General features: G+C 36.3%; 21 protein-coding genes and 3 other annotated features. All 21 genes read left to right on the top strand.

Features of this window, described 5'->3' with window-relative positions; genetic code table 11:
- The first annotated feature begins 16 nt into the window (after nucleotides 1-16).
- The 21 genes from ispD (at nucleotide 17) to rplL (ending at nucleotide 16,980) form a co-directional block, all read left to right on the top strand.
- Complete coding sequence (gene ispD / locus CACET_RS17780; RefSeq protein ID WP_044825896.1) at nucleotides 17-718, top strand: 2-C-methyl-D-erythritol 4-phosphate cytidylyltransferase; 702 nt, start codon at nucleotides 17-19, stop codon at nucleotides 716-718.
- Nucleotide 719: 1 nt separating this feature from the next.
- Complete coding sequence (gene ispF, locus CACET_RS17775; RefSeq protein WP_044825880.1) at nucleotides 720-1,193, top strand: 2-C-methyl-D-erythritol 2,4-cyclodiphosphate synthase; 474 nt, start codon at nucleotides 720-722, stop codon at nucleotides 1,191-1,193.
- Nucleotides 1,194-1,294: 101 nt separating this feature from the next.
- Nucleotides 1,295-1,509 (top strand) — a binding site (T-box leader).
- A gap of 77 nt (nucleotides 1,510-1,586) precedes the next feature.
- Nucleotides 1,587-3,029, top strand: a complete 1,443-nt coding sequence (proS, locus tag CACET_RS17770; protein WP_044825879.1) for a proline--tRNA ligase — start codon at nucleotides 1,587-1,589, stop codon at nucleotides 3,027-3,029.
- A 296-nt stretch (nucleotides 3,030-3,325) separates the two neighbouring features.
- Entirely contained in the window at nucleotides 3,326-4,189 is an 864-nt protein-coding gene (locus tag CACET_RS17765) for a DUF1002 domain-containing protein (protein WP_044825878.1), read from the top strand.
- A gap of 77 nt (nucleotides 4,190-4,266) precedes the next feature.
- A complete protein-coding gene (gene gltX / locus CACET_RS17760) occupies nucleotides 4,267-5,745 on the top strand; it encodes a glutamate--tRNA ligase (protein WP_044825877.1) in 1,479 nt (492 codons plus the stop codon).
- Nucleotides 5,746-5,965, top strand: a binding site (T-box leader).
- 49 nt (nucleotides 5,966-6,014) lie between these two features.
- Entirely contained in the window at nucleotides 6,015-6,695 is a 681-nt protein-coding gene (gene cysE, locus CACET_RS17755) for a serine O-acetyltransferase (RefSeq protein WP_044825876.1), read from the top strand.
- The gene (gene cysS, locus CACET_RS17750) at nucleotides 6,682-8,076 is read left to right on the top strand and encodes a cysteine--tRNA ligase (protein WP_044825875.1); all 1,395 of its coding nucleotides are present in this window, start codon (nucleotides 6,682-6,684) and stop codon (nucleotides 8,074-8,076) included. The genes cysE and cysS overlap by 14 nt, the downstream gene beginning before the upstream one ends.
- A gap of 51 nt (nucleotides 8,077-8,127) precedes the next feature.
- Nucleotides 8,128-8,562, top strand: a complete 435-nt coding sequence (locus CACET_RS17745; protein ID WP_044825874.1) for a Mini-ribonuclease 3 — start codon at nucleotides 8,128-8,130, stop codon at nucleotides 8,560-8,562.
- A gap of 15 nt (nucleotides 8,563-8,577) precedes the next feature.
- Nucleotides 8,578-8,943 carry a hypothetical protein gene (locus tag CACET_RS17740; protein WP_044825873.1) on the top strand — a complete coding sequence of 122 codons (366 nt, stop codon included), beginning with the start codon at nucleotides 8,578-8,580 and terminating at the stop codon, nucleotides 8,941-8,943.
- A complete protein-coding gene (gene thyX, locus CACET_RS17735; protein ID WP_044825872.1) occupies nucleotides 8,940-9,758 on the top strand; it encodes an FAD-dependent thymidylate synthase in 819 nt (272 codons plus the stop codon). The genes CACET_RS17740 and thyX overlap by 4 nt, the downstream gene beginning before the upstream one ends.
- A gap of 96 nt (nucleotides 9,759-9,854) precedes the next feature.
- Entirely contained in the window at nucleotides 9,855-10,604 is a 750-nt protein-coding gene (gene rlmB, locus CACET_RS17730) for a 23S rRNA (guanosine(2251)-2'-O)-methyltransferase RlmB (RefSeq protein WP_044825871.1), read from the top strand.
- A 29-nt stretch (nucleotides 10,605-10,633) separates the two neighbouring features.
- Nucleotides 10,634-11,143: an NYN domain-containing protein gene (locus tag CACET_RS17725; RefSeq protein WP_044825870.1), complete on the top strand. Its 510-nt coding sequence runs from the start codon at nucleotides 10,634-10,636 to the stop codon at nucleotides 11,141-11,143.
- Nucleotides 11,144-11,222: 79 nt separating this feature from the next.
- Nucleotides 11,223-11,876 carry an RNA polymerase sporulation sigma factor SigH gene (gene sigH / locus CACET_RS17720; protein WP_044825895.1) on the top strand — a complete coding sequence of 218 codons (654 nt, stop codon included), beginning with the start codon at nucleotides 11,223-11,225 and terminating at the stop codon, nucleotides 11,874-11,876.
- A 196-nt stretch (nucleotides 11,877-12,072) separates the two neighbouring features.
- A complete protein-coding gene (gene tuf / locus CACET_RS17715) occupies nucleotides 12,073-13,266 on the top strand; it encodes an elongation factor Tu (RefSeq protein ID WP_044826578.1) in 1,194 nt (397 codons plus the stop codon).
- 295 nt (nucleotides 13,267-13,561) lie between these two features.
- Nucleotides 13,562-13,711, top strand: coding sequence for a 50S ribosomal protein L33 (gene rpmG / locus CACET_RS17710; protein ID WP_044826540.1), 150 nt, complete (start codon nucleotides 13,562-13,564; stop codon nucleotides 13,709-13,711).
- A 29-nt stretch (nucleotides 13,712-13,740) separates the two neighbouring features.
- Entirely contained in the window at nucleotides 13,741-13,953 is a 213-nt protein-coding gene (secE, locus tag CACET_RS17705; protein WP_044826539.1) for a preprotein translocase subunit SecE, read from the top strand.
- Between the two features lie 34 nt (nucleotides 13,954-13,987).
- The gene (gene nusG, locus CACET_RS17700; protein ID WP_479722641.1) at nucleotides 13,988-14,542 is read left to right on the top strand and encodes a transcription termination/antitermination protein NusG; all 555 of its coding nucleotides are present in this window, start codon (nucleotides 13,988-13,990) and stop codon (nucleotides 14,540-14,542) included.
- 58 nt (nucleotides 14,543-14,600) lie between these two features.
- Nucleotides 14,601-15,026 carry a 50S ribosomal protein L11 gene (gene rplK / locus CACET_RS17695; RefSeq protein ID WP_044826538.1) on the top strand — a complete coding sequence of 142 codons (426 nt, stop codon included), beginning with the start codon at nucleotides 14,601-14,603 and terminating at the stop codon, nucleotides 15,024-15,026.
- A 75-nt stretch (nucleotides 15,027-15,101) separates the two neighbouring features.
- Complete coding sequence (gene rplA, locus CACET_RS17690; protein ID WP_044826537.1) at nucleotides 15,102-15,800, top strand: 50S ribosomal protein L1; 699 nt, start codon at nucleotides 15,102-15,104, stop codon at nucleotides 15,798-15,800.
- A 55-nt stretch (nucleotides 15,801-15,855) separates the two neighbouring features.
- Nucleotides 15,856-16,016 (top strand) — a sequence feature (ribosomal protein L10 leader region).
- A gap of 43 nt (nucleotides 16,017-16,059) precedes the next feature.
- Nucleotides 16,060-16,563: a 50S ribosomal protein L10 gene (rplJ, locus tag CACET_RS17685; RefSeq protein WP_044826536.1), complete on the top strand. Its 504-nt coding sequence runs from the start codon at nucleotides 16,060-16,062 to the stop codon at nucleotides 16,561-16,563.
- 51 nt (nucleotides 16,564-16,614) lie between these two features.
- Nucleotides 16,615-16,980 carry a 50S ribosomal protein L7/L12 gene (gene rplL / locus CACET_RS17680; protein ID WP_044826535.1) on the top strand — a complete coding sequence of 122 codons (366 nt, stop codon included), beginning with the start codon at nucleotides 16,615-16,617 and terminating at the stop codon, nucleotides 16,978-16,980.
- Nucleotides 16,981-17,396: the final 416 nt, after the last annotated feature.

Here is a 17,396-nt window from a genome sequence, read left to right as displayed (position 1 = left end):
AGGGATGGTTAAATTGATGCAAAAGGGGAAAAATATTGCTATTATTGTAGCGGCAGGCAAGGGAAAAAGAATGGGAAGAGAACTTAACAAACAATACATTCTATTGGAAAATAAACCTATTGTAGCCTACACATTGGAGGTGTTTGAAGAAAGTGAGCATGTAGATGAAGTGATCTTGGTGGTGGGAGAAAATGAAATGAGTTTTGCTCAAGACAATATTATAGAGAAATATGGGTTCAAAAAAATTAAACAGGTAGTTTCTGGAGGAAAAGAAAGACAAGATTCTGTTTATAGAGGTTTGTTGGCAATAAAAGAGCAGTGTGAAATTGTCGTGATTCATGATGGTGCAAGACCTTTTTTGGAGAAAGAGTTATTGAAAAAAGCTGTAGAGACAGCTGAAAATATAGGAGCAGCTATTATAGCAGTGCCTGTAAAAGATACAATTAAGGTGGTTAGTGAAGAGATGGAAGTAATAGATACGCCTAATAGGAGCTTGATGTGGGCGGTGCAAACCCCCCAAGTTTTTCGGTATGCTTTATTAAAAGAAGCCTATGGGCGATTAATAGAAGAAGGACTTTGTGCTACAGATGATGCTATGGTGGTAGAGAAATATGGTCACACAGTGAAAGTGATTCAAGGAAATTATGAAAATATAAAAATTACTACGCCAGAGGATTTAGTCGTGGCGGAAGGGATATTAAGAAAGGAGAAAAGGTAATATGCGCATAGGTCTGGGATATGATGTACATAAGTTAGTGGAAAATAGAAAACTTATATTAGGTGGAGTAACCATCCCTTATGAAAAAGGGTTGTTAGGGCACTCTGATGCGGATGTACTGCTACATGCTATCAAAGATGCTTTGTTGGGAGCAGCAGCTTTGGGAGATATAGGTAAACATTTTCCAGATACTGATGAAAAATATAGAGGTGTCGACAGCTTAAAATTATTAGAGGAAGTTGCAAAAATGTTGTTGCAAAAAGGGTATGTTGTAAATAATATAGATACTACCATCATTGCTCAAAGACCGAAGGTAGCATCTTATATTGAAGGTATGCGAGAAAATATTGCTGGTGCCTTAGATATTTCTATACACCAGGTGAATGTAAAGGCAACTACCACGGAAGGACTTGGTTTTGAGGGACAAGGAGAAGGCATTGCTGCTCAAGCTATTGTGAGTATTGTTATAAAGTGATGAATTTTTCCAACGACAAAACCGATAACGGATGTAGAATTAAATTTTATAAAGCCGTTGACATAAATTAGATAATGCTATATGCTATAAAAAAAGAATATTCCTATGCTATGATAGGGAATAGTAAAGAAACAAAGCTTTTTTAGAGAAAAAACCCTAGGCTGGAAGGTTTTTAAGTAATGTTTTTTGAACCCGCCCTTGAGCTGTTAACTGAAAAATTAGTAGGTTATACCGGTGGACGCCGTTAAGTCATGAAGGGAACTGTAATGGTTAACTAGAGTGGTACCGCGGGGAAAGTAAATCTCTCGTCTCTAAATATAGAGATGAGGGATTTTTTGATGTATTTTATAATGAAAATTGTTACAATCTAGTCAAGAGAGAGGAGAATGAAAAATGGGTAAAAAAGACAAACAATTTGTTGCTGAAATTACACCGATGGAAGTAGATTTTGCTCAATGGTATACAGATGTTATTTTAAAGACTGACTTGGTGGATTATTCGCCAGTAAAAGGTTTTATGGTCATTAAGCCCTATGGTTATGCTATTTGGGAAAACATTCAAAAATATATGGATGATAGATTTAAGGAAACTGGACATAAAAACTGCTACTTTCCACTATTAATTCCAGAAAGTTTATTAAAGAAGGAAGCGGAACACGTGGAGGGGTTTGCTCCTGAAGTGGCATGGGTTACCCACGGTGGCCAAGAAGAGTTAGCAGAAAGACTTTGTGTTCGCCCTACGTCTGAAACCATCATATGCGAGATGTATTCAAAGTGGTTAAAATCCTATAGAGATTTGCCTTTTTTATATAATCAGTGGTGTAGTGTAGTTAGATGGGAAAAGAGCACTAGGCCTTTCTTAAGAACTTCTGAATTCTTATGGCAAGAGGGGCATACGCTACACGAAACCTATGAAGAGGCACAAGAAGAAACATTGCAAATGTTACAAATTTATAAAGAAACAGCAGAAGAACTTCTGGCTATGCCAGTAGTGGTGGGAAGAAAAAGTGAAAAAGAAAAATTTGCTGGAGCTCATGCTACTTATACGATGGAAGCTTTAATGCATGATGGTAAAGCATTACAGGCTGGAACTTCCCATAACTTAGCACAGCATTTCACTACCGCCTTTGATATTAACTACTTAGATAGAGATGGAGAGTTAAAACATCCTTATCATACCTCTTGGGGAGTATCTACTCGACTTATTGGAGGTATTATTATGGTACACGGAGATAATCGTGGGTTGGTACTACCTCCAGGAATCGCACCTGTTCAAGTGGTGATTGTACCTATTGCTGCGCATAAGGGTGGTGTTACTGAGAAGGTAGATGAAATTTTTGCCCACTTAAAGAAGGATATAAGAGTGGAAGTAGATGACAGAGAAAATTACTCTCCGGGCTGGAAATTTAACGAGTGGGAGATGAAAGGTGTGCCTCTTCGTATTGAAATAGGACCAAAGGATATTGAAAATCAACAAGCGGTTTTATTTAGAAGGGATACTTTGGAGAAAGAAGTTGTGGCACTGGACCAGTTGAAGGAAAAAGTTCAAGGGTTGTTAGGAGATGTCCATAACAACTTACTACTCAAGGCAAAGAATATGAGGGATGAAAAAACCTATTATATTAAAAACTTTGATGAAATGAAGGAAATCATGCAGACAAAGCCTGGTTTTGTAAAGGCTATGTGGTGTCAAGAAAGAGAATGCGAAGACAAAATTAAAGCAGAGACAGCTGCTACTGTAAGATGTATTCCTTTTGAACAAGAAAAACTAGGAGAAACTTGTCCTTTCTGTGGTAAAGAGGCAAAGGTAATGGCTTATTTTGCGAAGGCTTATTAATAGCAAAGTCCCTTAGGAAACTAAGGGACTTTGCTACTTCGTCTTCATGTAGAACTTAAAGCTGCAGATTGCCTCACAATTTTCATTGTTATGAAAGTACTACATGATACTTTCGTTTATTGTGGTGTGAGTAACGCATGTAAATTTTGAAGGTAGTAAACAGTTTTCGAAGGTTATTTTTTACGGAATCTGGTGTGGATTTATCATCATAGGGATAGTAAGATAACGTGATTCTGTATATTTGCATGAAAATGTGGTAAAATATAGAAATATAAAGGTGTTGGAGGGATAAAGGTATGAAGAAAAAACTCGTTAGTATAGTGCTGCTTTGTGTATTGCTCACTACATGGATGAGCTATGGAAGCCAACATGTGGTTGTTACATTAGGCAATGACTTGAATCAGCAGCAGCGACAACAAATGCTTGAGATTTTTGGAGTTCAGGAAGGAACTGTAAAAACTTTGGTTGTTACAAATCAAGAAGAAAGAAGATACTTAGAAGGGCTTGCAACTGAAAGACAAATTGGAACCCGAGCCATTTCTTCGGCTTACATAGAAAACCTTCAACAAGGCGAAGGTATTTCTGTAGAGACCTATAATATCACATGGGTTACAGAAGAAATGATTATGAATGCTTTAGTAACAGCTGGTGTAACAAATGCAAAAGTGATAGCGGCGGCTCCTTTTGAAGTATCTGGTACGGCGGCTTTGACAGGAATTTTGAAGGGTTTTGAGGAGATCACAGGAGAAAAAATCAGTGAAGAACAAAAGCAAGTTGCTAATGAAGAAATGATTAAAACGGGTGAATTGGGAGAAGAAATTGGCAAGGAGGAGGCGACTACATTAATTAGGGAGATTAAGGAAGTCGTTGTTGAAAAAAGAATTCGAGAACCAGAGGAAATAAAAAGAGTTGTTATAGAAATAGCAGGACAGTTAAATATCCGTTTGACAGAAGGACAGGTAGAAGAAATTACTAGGTTAATGGAACGAATTACAAGGTTGAACCTTAATACTGAAGTAATTCGTCAGCAGTTGCATGGAATTGGACAACAATTAAGAGATATTTCTAGGGACAACCAACAGGTGCAATCTTTGTTGCAAAGAATGATTGAAATGTTAAAAAGATTGGTGGAGTCGATATTAGGCATGTTTTCTAGTTAAACAAAACTGGCTTGATACACTGAAGAGAATAGTTTATAATAAGGTAATATAGATGGGAAAATAGGAGGAATTTATATATGTCGGTAAGGGTGAGATTTGCTCCAAGTCCTACTGGATTTGTCCATATAGGTAGTTTAAGAACAGCGTTATATAACTATCTACTGGCAAAAAAACACGGCGGGCAATATATCTTGAGGATTGAGGATACTGACCAAAGTCGTTATGTCGAAGGTGCCATTGAAAACCTATTACAGTCAATGGATTGGGCTGGAGTTTTGCATGATGAAGGTATCACGATGGAAAAAGGCAATGTGGTAGAAAAGGGAGAATATGGACCTTATATTCAATCCAAAAGACTAGACTTGTATAAAAAGTATATTGAAATTCTTTTAGATAAAGGAGATGCCTATCATTGTTTTTGTTCTAAAGAAAGACTAGATGAAGTGCGAGAAAAGCAAAAAGCTTTGGGTCTCACTGCTAAATATGATGGGTATTGCAAAAGTTTAACGAAGGAAGAAGTTACAAAGAAGATTGAAGCTGGAGAAGAACATGTTGTTCGGTTGAAGCTTCCAGCTAACAAAAACATAGAAATTAATGATGTTATCAGAGGTAAGGTAGTTGTAAATACGGAAGAAGTCGATGATCAAGTATTGATTAAGTCCGATGGATTTCCTACTTATCACTTTGCTGTGGTGGTGGACGATTATCTCATGAAAATTACCCATGTTATTCGAGGTGAAGAATGGTTACCCTCTACACCGAAACATGTGTATCTATATGAAGTATTAGGGTGGGAGGCACCGCAATTTGTGCACTTGCCTAATATCTTAAATACAGATAAGAAAAAATTAAGTAAACGTCAAGGCGATGTATCAGTAGAGGATTTCATGAAAAAGGGTTATTTACCAGAGGCATTGGTGAATTATATTGCTTTGATAGGATGGAGTCCTGAAGAAAATCGGGAGATTTTTTCCATGAAGGAACTGCAAGAAGCCTTTTCTTTAGAGCGTGTATCTAAAAGTGGTGGTGTGTTTGATGTAAATAAGTTGAATTGGATGAACAACCATTATATTAAAGAAAGTCCTATTGAGAGAATCACAGATTTAGCCATTCCTTATTTGCTAGAAGCAGGATATATTGTTGAGGCAGAAGTTGAAGAAAAGTATGAGTGGTTAAAGGATATGGTTTCTGTTTTTCAAGATGGTATGAACTATGTGAAGGAAATTGTTGAAAAGGTAGAGGTTTTCTTTAAAAATGAAGTTAAGCCTGAAGATGAAGAAGCTGAAGCTGTACTAAAACTAGAACATATAAAAGAGCTGTTAGATATATTTTATGAAAAAGTTGAAGCGGAAGAAGTGATGAACCAAGAGGCTGCTAAAAGGATATTTAAGCAGGTGCAAAAAGAAAAAGGAATTAAAGGTCCCAACTTATTTAAACCAATTCGGGTAGCCTTAACGGGTAAAGCCCATGGACCAGATCTTCCGTTAATTATTCAAGTGCTGGGGAAACAAGACATCCTATCCCGCATACAATATGTAAAGCATAACTTCATATAGAAAAAGATGTTGAACAGGAGAAGTAAATCCATGCTACTTTAATAGAGAGGAACCATCGCAGGCTGAAAATGGTTCTAAAGAACAGATGGGTTGAAATGCACCTGGGAGTTGTTGCTTGAAAGAGAGTAGGGCAAATCGGGAGGTCCCGTTACAGACTAAAAGGGGAATGAACTTTTTCATTCAACCAGAGTGGAACCGCGGAAAAAACTTCGTCTCTGTAATGATACAGGCGAGGTTTTTTATTTTTGATCAAAGAAAGGGAGATGAATATGAAGGGATTTTTTAGAACAATAAGAGAAGATATTGATGCTATTTTCGAAAGGGACCCGGCAGCCCAAAATGTTTTAGAAGTAATGTTGTGTTATCCTGGACTACATGCTATTATTATTCATCGTATTTCCCATGCACTATTTAAAAGGGGGCTTGTTATATTACCTAGGTTTATATCCAATATAGCAAGATTTCTTACGGGTATTGAAATTCATCCAGGTGCAAAAATAGGTAGAAAAGTTTTTATTGATCATGGAACTGGTGTGGTTATTGGAGAAACTACAGAAATTGGAGATAATGTAACTATCTATCAAGGGGCTACTTTGGGAGGGACAGGAAAAGATAAAGGAAAAAGACATCCCACTATCGGAAACAACGTTGTAATTTCTTGCGGTGCTAAAGTGCTAGGACCCTTTAAGGTAGGAGATAATTCTAAAGTGGGTGCAGGCTCGGTGGTTTTAAGAGAAGTTCCTGCTGACTGTACAGTAGTTGGTGTGCCGGGACAAATTGTTATTAAAGAAAACAAAAAAGTTCGAACTGTTTACAATGAAGTAGATTTAGAACATGGTAAACTGCCAGATCCAATTGCGGAAGAACTAGGTTGTCTACAAAGAAGGATTATAGAATTAGAAAAAAAGCTGTCAGAAATGGAAAGGAGAAGTAAAAATGAAGCTGTATAATACGCTAACGAGACAAAAAGAAGTGTTTACCCCTATCTTTCCTGATGAGATAAAAATGTATGCCTGTGGACCTACTGTGTATAATTATTTTCATATAGGAAACGCTAGAACTTTCATGGTTTTTGATGCAATGAGGAGATATTTTCAATATAGAGGTTATAAGGTGACTTTTGTACAAAACTTTACTGATATTGATGATAAAATCATAAAAAGAGCACAGGAGGAAAATATCTCTTCTACGGAAGTTAGTGAAAAATATATCCAAGAGTATTTCAAAGATGCTGAGACTCTGGGAATTCAAAAGGCAGATATTCACCCTAAGGTAACAGAAAATGTGCAGGAAATTATTGAATTTATTCAAGCATTGGTTGAGAAGGGGTTTGCCTATGAAGTAGAAGGTGATGTATATTATGATGTATCGAAATTTGAACATTATGGAAAACTATCAAAACAAAGCTTAAAAGATTTGCAGTCTGGTGCTCGAATAGAAGTCAACGAAAGTAAAAAGAATGCTCTTGATTTTGCCTTATGGAAGGCAACGAAGCCAGATGAGCCTAGCTGGGAAAGTCCTTGGGGATTAGGGCGCCCTGGTTGGCATATTGAATGTTCTGCTATGGCACAAAAGTATTTAGGGGAAACTATTGATATTCATGGTGGTGGTGGTGACTTGGTTTTTCCTCATCATGAAAATGAGATTGCCCAGAGTGAAGCCTGCACAGGAAAGCCTTTTGCTAATTATTGGCTGCATGTAGGTTACTTAAATATAGATAATAAAAAAATGTCTAAGTCCTTAAATAACTTTTTTACACCTAGAGAAATCGCTGAAGAATTTGATTTAGAAAACCTAAGATTCTTTATGCTTTCAGCTCATTATCGTAACCCTTTAAACTTTAGTAGAGATCTATTGACATCTGCTGAAACTGCACTTGAAAGACTATATAATGCTAAAAACAACCTTCAACATCTGCTGGAGAATGCAGAGGAAAAAATCTTGACACAAGAAGAAGAAGAGTTGCAGAAAATGCTTCTGAGTTATAGAGAAAAATTTGTTGAAGTAATGGATGATGACTTTAATACTGCCGATGGTATTGCGGTTATTTTTGATATGGTGAGGGATATGAACAGCTATCTAAATGGAAGCACTTCTAAATCATTAATTAAAGCTGCACTTGAACTGCTAGTGGAATTGACGGGGGTGCTGGGCTTGTTACAAAAGAAAGAGGAAAGTATAGATCAGGAAATTGAAGAATTGATTTTAAAACGTCAACAGGCAAGGAAAGAAAAAAACTACCAACTAGCAGATGAAATAAGGGATCAACTTAAAAGTATGGGAATTGTATTAGAAGATACGCCCCAAGGTATAAAATGGAAAAGAGACTAAAGGTTTGCTAAATGCAACAGATTATTTTATGATAGTAATAGGAGAGTTATTATGGTAAAGGAACTACTAGAAAACATGGTTAATGGTGGGGAAGTAAAAACAGAGAAGGAAGTAAAAATGATGGCACCATTAACCTTAGCCTATATGGGAGATGCTGTATTTGAGGCCTTTATCCGCAATTATCTTATTTTAACAGGAAATGTTTCGGTAAAGGAACTCCACAAAAATGCTATACGATATGTAAAGGCGAAGGCACAGGCAGAAATTATCCATGAACTAGAAAAAGAACTAACCCAAGAAGAATGGGGAGTTGTAAAAAAAGGAAGAAATCAAAAGTCGGCTTCTCCTCCAAAGAATGCTGATCTTATAGACTATAAGTATGCAACGGGATTTGAAACTTTGCTGGGTTATCTATTTTATACAGGCAAAACAGATCGTTTGATGGAAATTATGAAAAAGTCAGTAGATATTATCAATAGCAACTAGGAAAAAGGAGGAGCTATGGATAAGCGAGGACAAGCAATGCTGATAGTAACCATCCTTTTGCTAGTTTTTTTGATAGTTAAGTCTTTGTTTTTTGATCCTGTAAGGGGACTAGAGGGAGATAGAGAGAAGTACCGACTCTTTGCTTTACAGGTGGCTCCATCACAAAATATAAGTTTGCTGGAGCGGGGGAGCCTGCTTAATTACAAGGTAATCTATGTTTTCAAAGAAAATGAAGAAGACAATACTAAAATTATGTATAAAAGAGATGAAGCTTGGATTACTGAGGTTTTAGAAGGGGGATATAGTGCCAAAGTAAGGGCCTATATCCTCGGAGTAATACCAGTAAAAGATATTTATGTACAAGGGGGCATGCAAAAATGAAAGCAACATTAAAACTAAAACTATTGGCGTATACGCCAAATCCTGATGCTGTTGTGGCAAAAGGGGGCAAGCTTTGCTATTACCCGGGAGGGATTGAAGAATTAGAAGAGGGTTTAACGGAAGAAAAGATAGGTAGATTTGTGACGATGTTGGCGGAAATGGAACACGAATCTCCTCTAGAACACGCTGTATTTACCTTCGGGATAGAGGGTGTTTCCCGAAGTTTAACTCATCAATTGGTTCGACATAGATTGGCTAGTTACAGTCAGAAGTCCCAGAGATATGTTTCAGAAGGTAGTTTTGAGTACGTGATTCCTAAAGATATAAGCAACAATGAAGAAGCACAAAAAACCTTTATAAAGGCTATGGAAAATGCACAAGAAGCCTATGATAAAATCACTGAAGAACTATTGGCTGAAAAAATAAAGGGATTTTATAAGGAAAAAAAACAAACAATAGAGGTAGGGAATCAAGAAATTATCCAACACTGTAAAAAACACTTTAAAAGGGATTATAGCGCCTTAGAAAAGTTGGCTATAGAAAATGCAAGGGCAGTTTTACCAAACGCTTGTGAAACAAAAATTATTGTTACAATGAATGCTAGAATATTACTACATTTTTTCAAAAAACGCTGTTGTAGTCGTGCACAAGAAGAAATTAGGGACTTAGCTACTGAAATGTTAAAACTAGTTAAGACAGTGGCACCTAATATCTTTAGATATGCAGGCCCTGCTTGCGTACATGATGTTTGTCCAGAAGGAGACATGACCTGTGGACGGGCTAAGGAGATTAGAGAGCAGTTTAACAGGATATAGTGGAAGAATAATTTATTTAGGAAACTGAAGAATCCCCTGTGTTTAGTAGGGGATTCCAAGGGAAAATTAGGATAAGCACAAGAGGTGATTAAGAAAGTGGCAAATAATCAAATAGAAGGAAGAAATCCTGTCATGGAGGCTTTAAAATCTCATAGGGAGATTGATAAAATATTAGTGGCTAAGGGTGCTAAAGAGGGTTCTATCCAAAAGATAATAGCAATGGCTAAGGAACAAGGTGTTTTTATTCAATATGTTGAAAGACAAAAGCTAAATGAGTTGTCTGAATCTGACAATCATCAAGGTGTCATAGCCATGGTAGCAGCTTATAAGTATAGCGAGTTAGAAGACATATTGGAAATAGCGAAAACAAGAGGTGAAAAGCCATTTGTTTTATTGTTAGATGAGATTACAGATCCTCATAATCTAGGTTCTATTATGAGAACTGCGGATGCGGTGGGGGCTCATGGTATCATCATACCTAAGAGACGTTCTGTAGGTCTGACTGCTACCGTAGCAAAAACCTCTGCGGGGGCTATAGAATATGTGCCTGTGGTTAAGGTATCTAATATAGCTCAGACAATAGATAAGCTAAAATCAGAGGGTCTCTGGGTAGCAGGTGCTGACTTAGGAGGAAAAAGCAACCATTTTGAAGCAGACTTTACCGGTGCTATAGCTCTGGTTATTGGAAGCGAAGGAAAAGGTATATCTAGGCTTATTAGAGAAAAATGCGATTTTTTAGTTACGATACCAATGGTTGGAAAGGTAGCCTCATTAAATGCCTCAGTAGCAGCTGCCACCCTGATGTATGAAGTCCTTAGACAGAGAAAGAACTATGGTGATAAATAGCAGCGTTCCATGAGGATGGAGGAAGAGCTTTGAAGGAGTATTTAATAATAGACGGATATAATGTGATTAATGCATGGTCTGAACTAAAAGCTTTAGCAGAAGAAAGTTTAGAAGAAGCAAGGATAGAATTGGTTGAAAGAATGGCTGAATACCAAAGTTATAAAGGGATCAATATTATTGTTGTATTTGATGCCCATATGGTCAAAGGAACGATGGAAAAGAATGATGCCATAAAAGGTATAAAAGTAGTTTTTACAAAAGAAAAGGAAACTGCTGATAGCTATATTGAAAAGTTTATTGTGCAGTTGTCTAAAAGGCATCGTGCTGCGGTGGTAACCAATGATTGGGCAGAGCAACAAGTCGTACTGGGGGGAGGCGCCACCAGGACCTCTGTTAGAGAACTAATTATAGATTATGGTACAATAAAACAAAATATTCAGAGAAAAACAGAGGTTTTAAAACAAGAAAAGGATTCTCTATCTAATCGTATTGATCCATTAATTTTAGAAAAGCTTGAAAAATTCAGACGAAGGTCATGAAACTTCTTGACTTAACATAATATGGTAGGTTATAATGGTAGCAAAGTTTTTGACGTTTTTACAAAATGGTGTGGGGGCGATGTGTGTGGGCGTTGTGGTAGCAAAAAGAGAAGAATTTATAGAAGAAAACGATTTGCTAGATGAAACGATTGTAGAAGCTGCGAAAAACGGAGAAAGACAAGCTGTAGAGTTGCTGATAAAAAAATATAAAAACTTTGTGCGCTCTAAGGCAAGATCTTATTTTCTAATAGGAGCAGATCGGGAAGATATTATACAGGAAGGGATGATAGGCTTGTATAAGGCTATTAGAGATTATAAACCGGACAAGCTTTCATCTTTTAAGGCATTTGCAGAGCTTTGTATTACAAGGCAAATTATTACTGCCATCAAGACTGCTACTAGGCAAAAGCATATTCCACTAAATTCTTATGTTTCTTTAAACAAACCTATCTATGATGAAGAATCTGATAGGACGTTGTTAGATGTGATTTCTGGGCATAAGATCACAGATCCAGAGGAACTGATGATTTGCAAAGAAGAATTAGTACACATAGAGAGTAAAATAGGAGAAATACTAAGTGATTTAGAATGTAAGGTATTGATGTTATATTTGCAGGGTAGATCTTATCAAGAAATTGCGTATGACTTGAAACGACATGTAAAATCTATTGATAATGCATTGCAGAGAGTAAAAAGAAAGTTGGAAAGATACTTGGAAATAAGATACACTTAAGTTGAAATTTTTTTAAACATATATAATCTTGTTGACAAGGAGAGCGTCAAATAGTAAAATGATTAGCGGATAGTTTTTGTAGAAATAATACAGGAAAATAACATAAATCAGAGAAAATATCTTTACGAAGTTCAGTAGAAACACTAGGGATAGTGTACATGCTACTGGGATATTTAAAAACGAGGAGGAGTAAAAAATGGCAAAAGCAAAATATGAAAGAAATAAACCCCATGTAAACATAGGAACAATAGGACACGTTGACCATGGTAAAACAACATTAACAGCAGCGATTACAATGACATTAAACAAAAGATTAGGAACAGGTTCAGCAGTAGCCTTTGACCAAATCGATAAAGCACCAGAAGAAAGAGAAAGAGGAATCACAATTTCAACAGCACACGTTGAGTACGAAACAAACAACAGACACTACGCACACGTAGACTGCCCAGGCCATGCTGACTATGTAAAGAACATGATCACAGGAGCAGCACAAATGGACGGAGCGATCTTAGTAGTATCAGCAGCGGATGGTCCAATGCCACAAACAAGAGAGCATATCCTACTATCAAGACAAGTAGGTGTACCATACATCGTAGTATTCATGAACAAGTGTGATATGGTAGATGACGAAGAATTATTAGAGTTAGTAGAAATGGAAATCAGAGACCTATTAAACGAGTATGAGTTCCCAGGAGATGACACACCAGTAATCAAAGGATCAGCTTTACAAGCATTAAATGATCCAGACAGTGATTGGGGAACAAAGATTGTAGAGATGTTTGAAATCATCGACGAATACATCCCACAACCAGAAAGAGATATCGACAAGCCATTCCTAATGCCAGTAGAGGACGTATTCTCTATTACAGGTAGAGGAACAGTTGCAACAGGAAGAGTAGAAAGAGGCGTAGTAAAAGTACAAGACGAAATAGAGTTAGTAGGATTAGCAGAAGAATCAAGAAAGTTAATCGTAACAGGGGTAGAAATGTTTAGAAAATTACTAGACCAAGCAGAAGCAGGAGACAACGTAGGGGTATTACTAAGAGGTATCCAAAGAACAGAAATCGAAAGAGGACAAGTATTAGCAAAGCCTGGTACAATTAAGCCTCATACAAAGTTTAAAGCAGAGGTATATGTATTGAAAAAAGAAGAAGGTGGAAGACATACACCATTCTTTGATGGATACAGACCACAGTTTTATTTCAGAACAACAGACGTAACAGGAAGCATCAAGTTACCAGAAGGAACAGAAATGGTAATGCCAGGAGACAACATTACAATGGAAATCGAATTAATTAGCCCAATCGCTACAGAAGAAGGTTTAAGATTTGCGATCCGTGAAGGTGGAAGAACTGTAGGCGCTGGTGTAGTTGCTTCTATTATTGAGTAATATTTGACGAGAATATTTGACGAGGTTAAACTGAAGGGCTGGGTTAGCCTAGTCCTTTGTTTTTCATATAATCTTTGCATATAAAATGCAAAAACATTATAGAAGTGGGCATAATGAAAATAAACAAAATCTTTCATTTAGATTTGTCAGATAAAATACTATTTTTTCGTTGACATAAAAATAAAAGTATGATAGATTTTATTAGGTGACAACTGTATAATGGAAGACATCTATGCCATATACTCATAAATTAATGGAATCCTTTGAGGGTTGTGCTTTATAGGAGGTGTAACCGGTGCGTGTAAAAATCACATTAGCATGTACAGAATGTAAACAAAGAAACTACAACACAACAAAGAACAAAAAAAACAATCCCGATCGTATGGAAATGAAAAAGTACTGCAAGTTTTGTAAAAGCCATACAGCTCACAAAGAAACAAAATAACAAACTTGGCAAAAGGAAGTGAAGTCGAAATGACTACTCAAGCAAATACAAATACAAAGGCCGGGAACCTTGGGAAATACTTAAAAGGTGTTAAGTCCGAGCTTAGAAAAGTGAATTGGCCTACTAGAGAAGAGCTAAAAAATAACACAGGTGTTGTTATAGCTTCCTGTTTATTGGCAACAATTCTACTATGGGCATTAGACACGTTTTTTGGTTTTGGATTAAATTTCATTATTAGATAATACTTATTAAGTTAAAAGGAGGGGAGAGTAATCTATGTCTAAGCTATTAGGCGATAGATGCTCCTTATATATGTCCCAAGATATAAAATGGTATGTAGTGCATACTTATTCAGGCTATGAAAACAAAGTAAAAGTAAATATTGAGAAAATGGTTGCCAACAGAGGTATGGAGGACTTTATATTAGAAATTAAGGTACCTACAGAAGAAAAAGTAGAAATAAAAAATGGTAAAAAGAAAATAAAAGAAACCAAACTATTCCCAGGTTATGTGCTAATTAAAATGATTATGACGGATGAAACCTGGTATATAGTGAGGAACACCCGTGGTGTTACTGGATTTGTTGGGCCTAGTTCTAAACCTATACCATTAACAGATGCAGAAGTAAGGTCAATGGGTGTGGAGGAAGTACGTCAAGAAATTGATATGAAGGTTGGCGATACGGTAAGAGTCATTTCAGGTCCTTTTGAAAGTTTCATAGGAACAATTGAGCATGTTAACTTGGAAAAAGAAACGTTTAAAGTACTCATATCCATGTTTGGTAGAGAAACCCCTGTAGAGTTAGAATTTTCACAGGTGGAATCGCTGTAGAAACAAAAATTCAATACAATTCAAGTGTTAGATCGACAATGGTGAGGAGGTGGAAAATATGGCAAAAAAAGTTGTGGGACAAATCAAGCTACAAATTCCTGCGGGCAAAGCTACACCAGCGCCACCAGTTGGACCTGCATTAGGACAGCATGGTGTGAACATCATGGGATTCTGTAAGGAGTTCAATGCTAAGACTGCTGAGCAGGCTGGATTAATTATTCCAGTAGTTATTTCTGTTTATCAAGATAGATCCTTTACTTTTATTACAAAAACGCCACCAGCTGCAGTTTTAATTAAAAAAGCAGTAGGAATTGAAACGGCATCGGGTGAGCCTAATAAAAAGAAAGTAGCGAAGATCTCTAAAGATAAATTAAGAGAAATAGCTGAGCTTAAAATGCCTGATTTAAATGCTAATACTGTTGAAGCTGCAATGAATATGATAGCAGGGACAGCTAGAAGTATGGGTATAGAAGTAGAGGCTTAAAATTGTTGGGCGAATGAGATATAATGTGGGAGGTTCTCACGAATAAAACCGATAATACCACAAGGAGGTTGCAAAATGCCAAAAAGAGGTAAAAAGTATCAAGAAGCTATGAAGCTTGTTGATAAAACTAAACTATATGATTTAAAAGAAGCTGTTGAAACAGTGAAGAAAACAGCAACAGCTAAGTTTGACGAAACTGTAGAGCTTCATGTAAAACTAGGGGTAGATTCAAGACATGCAGACCAACAAGTAAGAGGTGCTGTTGTACTACCTCATGGAACAGGTAAAGAAGTAAAAGTACTTGTGTTTGCTAAAGGTGAAAAAGCTACAGAAGCAGAAAAAGCTGGAGCTGATTATGTTGGAGCTGATGATCTAGTAGCAAAAATACAAGGTGAGAATTGGTTTGATTTTGATGTAGTTGTTGCTACACCTGATATGATGGGGGTAGTAGGTAGATTAGGTAGGGTGTTAGGGCCTAAGGGATTAATGCCAAACCCCAAATCTGGAACGGTTACTTTTGATTTAGAAAAAGCAGTTAAAGAAATTAAAGCTGGTAAAGTTGAATATAGATTAGATAAGACCAATATTATTCACGTACCAATTGGAAAGGTTTCTTTTGAAGATAGTCAACTATCTGAAAACCTTAAGGCAATTTTAGGGGCTATTGTGAAGGCGAAGCCTTCTGCTGCAAAAGGGCAATATTTAAGAAGTATTGCATTAACCAGCACAATGGGTCCAAGCATTAAAGTAAGCCCTAGTAAAGCTGTTGAATAAATTTCAATAAAATACTTGACATAAACTTAGTGTACTGATAGAATTATATACGCTGTTAAAAATGAATATTTTGCCGTAGACAGTAGGTGCATTGCTTAATATCCTACCGAGGTTTTGTATAAATGAAGCGATATGCAAAAGTTGCATGTTATATAAAGCTTTTAAAAACAAAAGACCTCTTTAGTCTATGGACCTAAGGGGTCTTTGTTTTTATCAGGAGAAGACAGTGCCCATAAATGTAAAGGAGGTGGACATTCAGATGTCAAAGGCTGTTGAAATGAAAAAAGAAATTGTAGCGGAAATTACTGAGAAATTTCAAAACTCTACTGCAGCAGTTGTAGTTGATTATAGAGGTTTAAAAGTAGAAGAAGTTACAGAACTAAGAAGAAAGTTCAGAGAAGCAGGAGTAGAGTACAAAGTATATAAAAATACTATGATGAGAAGAGCTGCTGAGAACGCTGGTATGGAAGAATTAGTGAAGGAATTAGTAGGACCAAATGCTGTAGCCTTTAGTTATGATGATCCTATAGCTCCGGCTAAAATAGCCAGTGAATTTGCAAAAACCCACAAAAACTTAGAGTTAAGAGTAGGTATTGTTGAAGGAGCTTTCTATAATGAAGACAAGTTAAAGGCACTTGCTGATGTACCAGCAAGAGAAGTGCTTATTGCTAAACTTCTTGGTAGCTTAAAAGCTCCAGTTTCTAACCTTGCTTACCTTCTTCAAGCTATTGCAGATAAAAAAGAAGCTGAAGGACAAGCGTAAATTATAGTAAATACAAAAATATTAAATAAAAAAATTTCGGAGGTGCTTATAATGACAATCGAACAAATCTTAGAAGCGATTGAAAATATGAAAGTATTAGAGTTAAATGAATTAGTAAAAGCAGCAGAAGAGAAATTTGGTGTATCTGCAGCTGCTCCAGTAGTAGTAGGTGGTGCAGTAGCAGGTGCAGCAGCTGAAGAAGAAAAAACAGAATTTGATGTAATTTTAGCTAGTGCGGGTGCATCTAAGATCGGTGTAATCAAAATAGTAAGAGAGATCACTGGATTAGGATTAAAAGAAGCTAAAGAATTAGTAGACAATGCTCCAAAGCCGCTTAAAGAAGGTATAGCTAAAGACGAGGCTGAAGCAATGAAGGCTAAGTTAGAAGAAGCGGGTGCAGTAATAGAAGTTAAGTAGTTTGATTCAGTGTTATAAATGATAAAAAGGGACTTCGTTGATCGAAGTACCTTTTTATCTATTTTTGATGACTAGAAAAAGTCTTTTGTTTTCCAGGTAAGATAATATAAAGAACAGCTTAAGGTTGAAATTAAAACTAAGCTATAGCCTTAATTTTAATTTCAACCTTAACTAAGATGAATTGCTTTTTAAGTTTTAGCTGAGTATCCTCTAAATTTCATAAAGACGCTAGAGGATAACTTTCACACTAAAAGAAAAAGAATAATTAATATTGACAAATTTAAAGACACTATGATAAAATTATATATTGCAGTACTGTATTTAATTGTAAATATTGTATAAAAACACAAATGAATGTCAATAGTATTATATAGTGAAATGTTAAAAAAAGTCAAAAACGGAATCTATGCATTTTT

It is taken from the genome of Clostridium aceticum, assembly GCF_001042715.1.
GTDB classification, from domain to species: domain Bacteria; phylum Bacillota; class Clostridia; order Peptostreptococcales; family Natronincolaceae; genus Andreesenella; species Andreesenella acetica.
The sequence above is the reverse complement of the archived record's forward strand: the minus strand, read 5'-3'. Positions and strand labels throughout refer to the sequence as shown.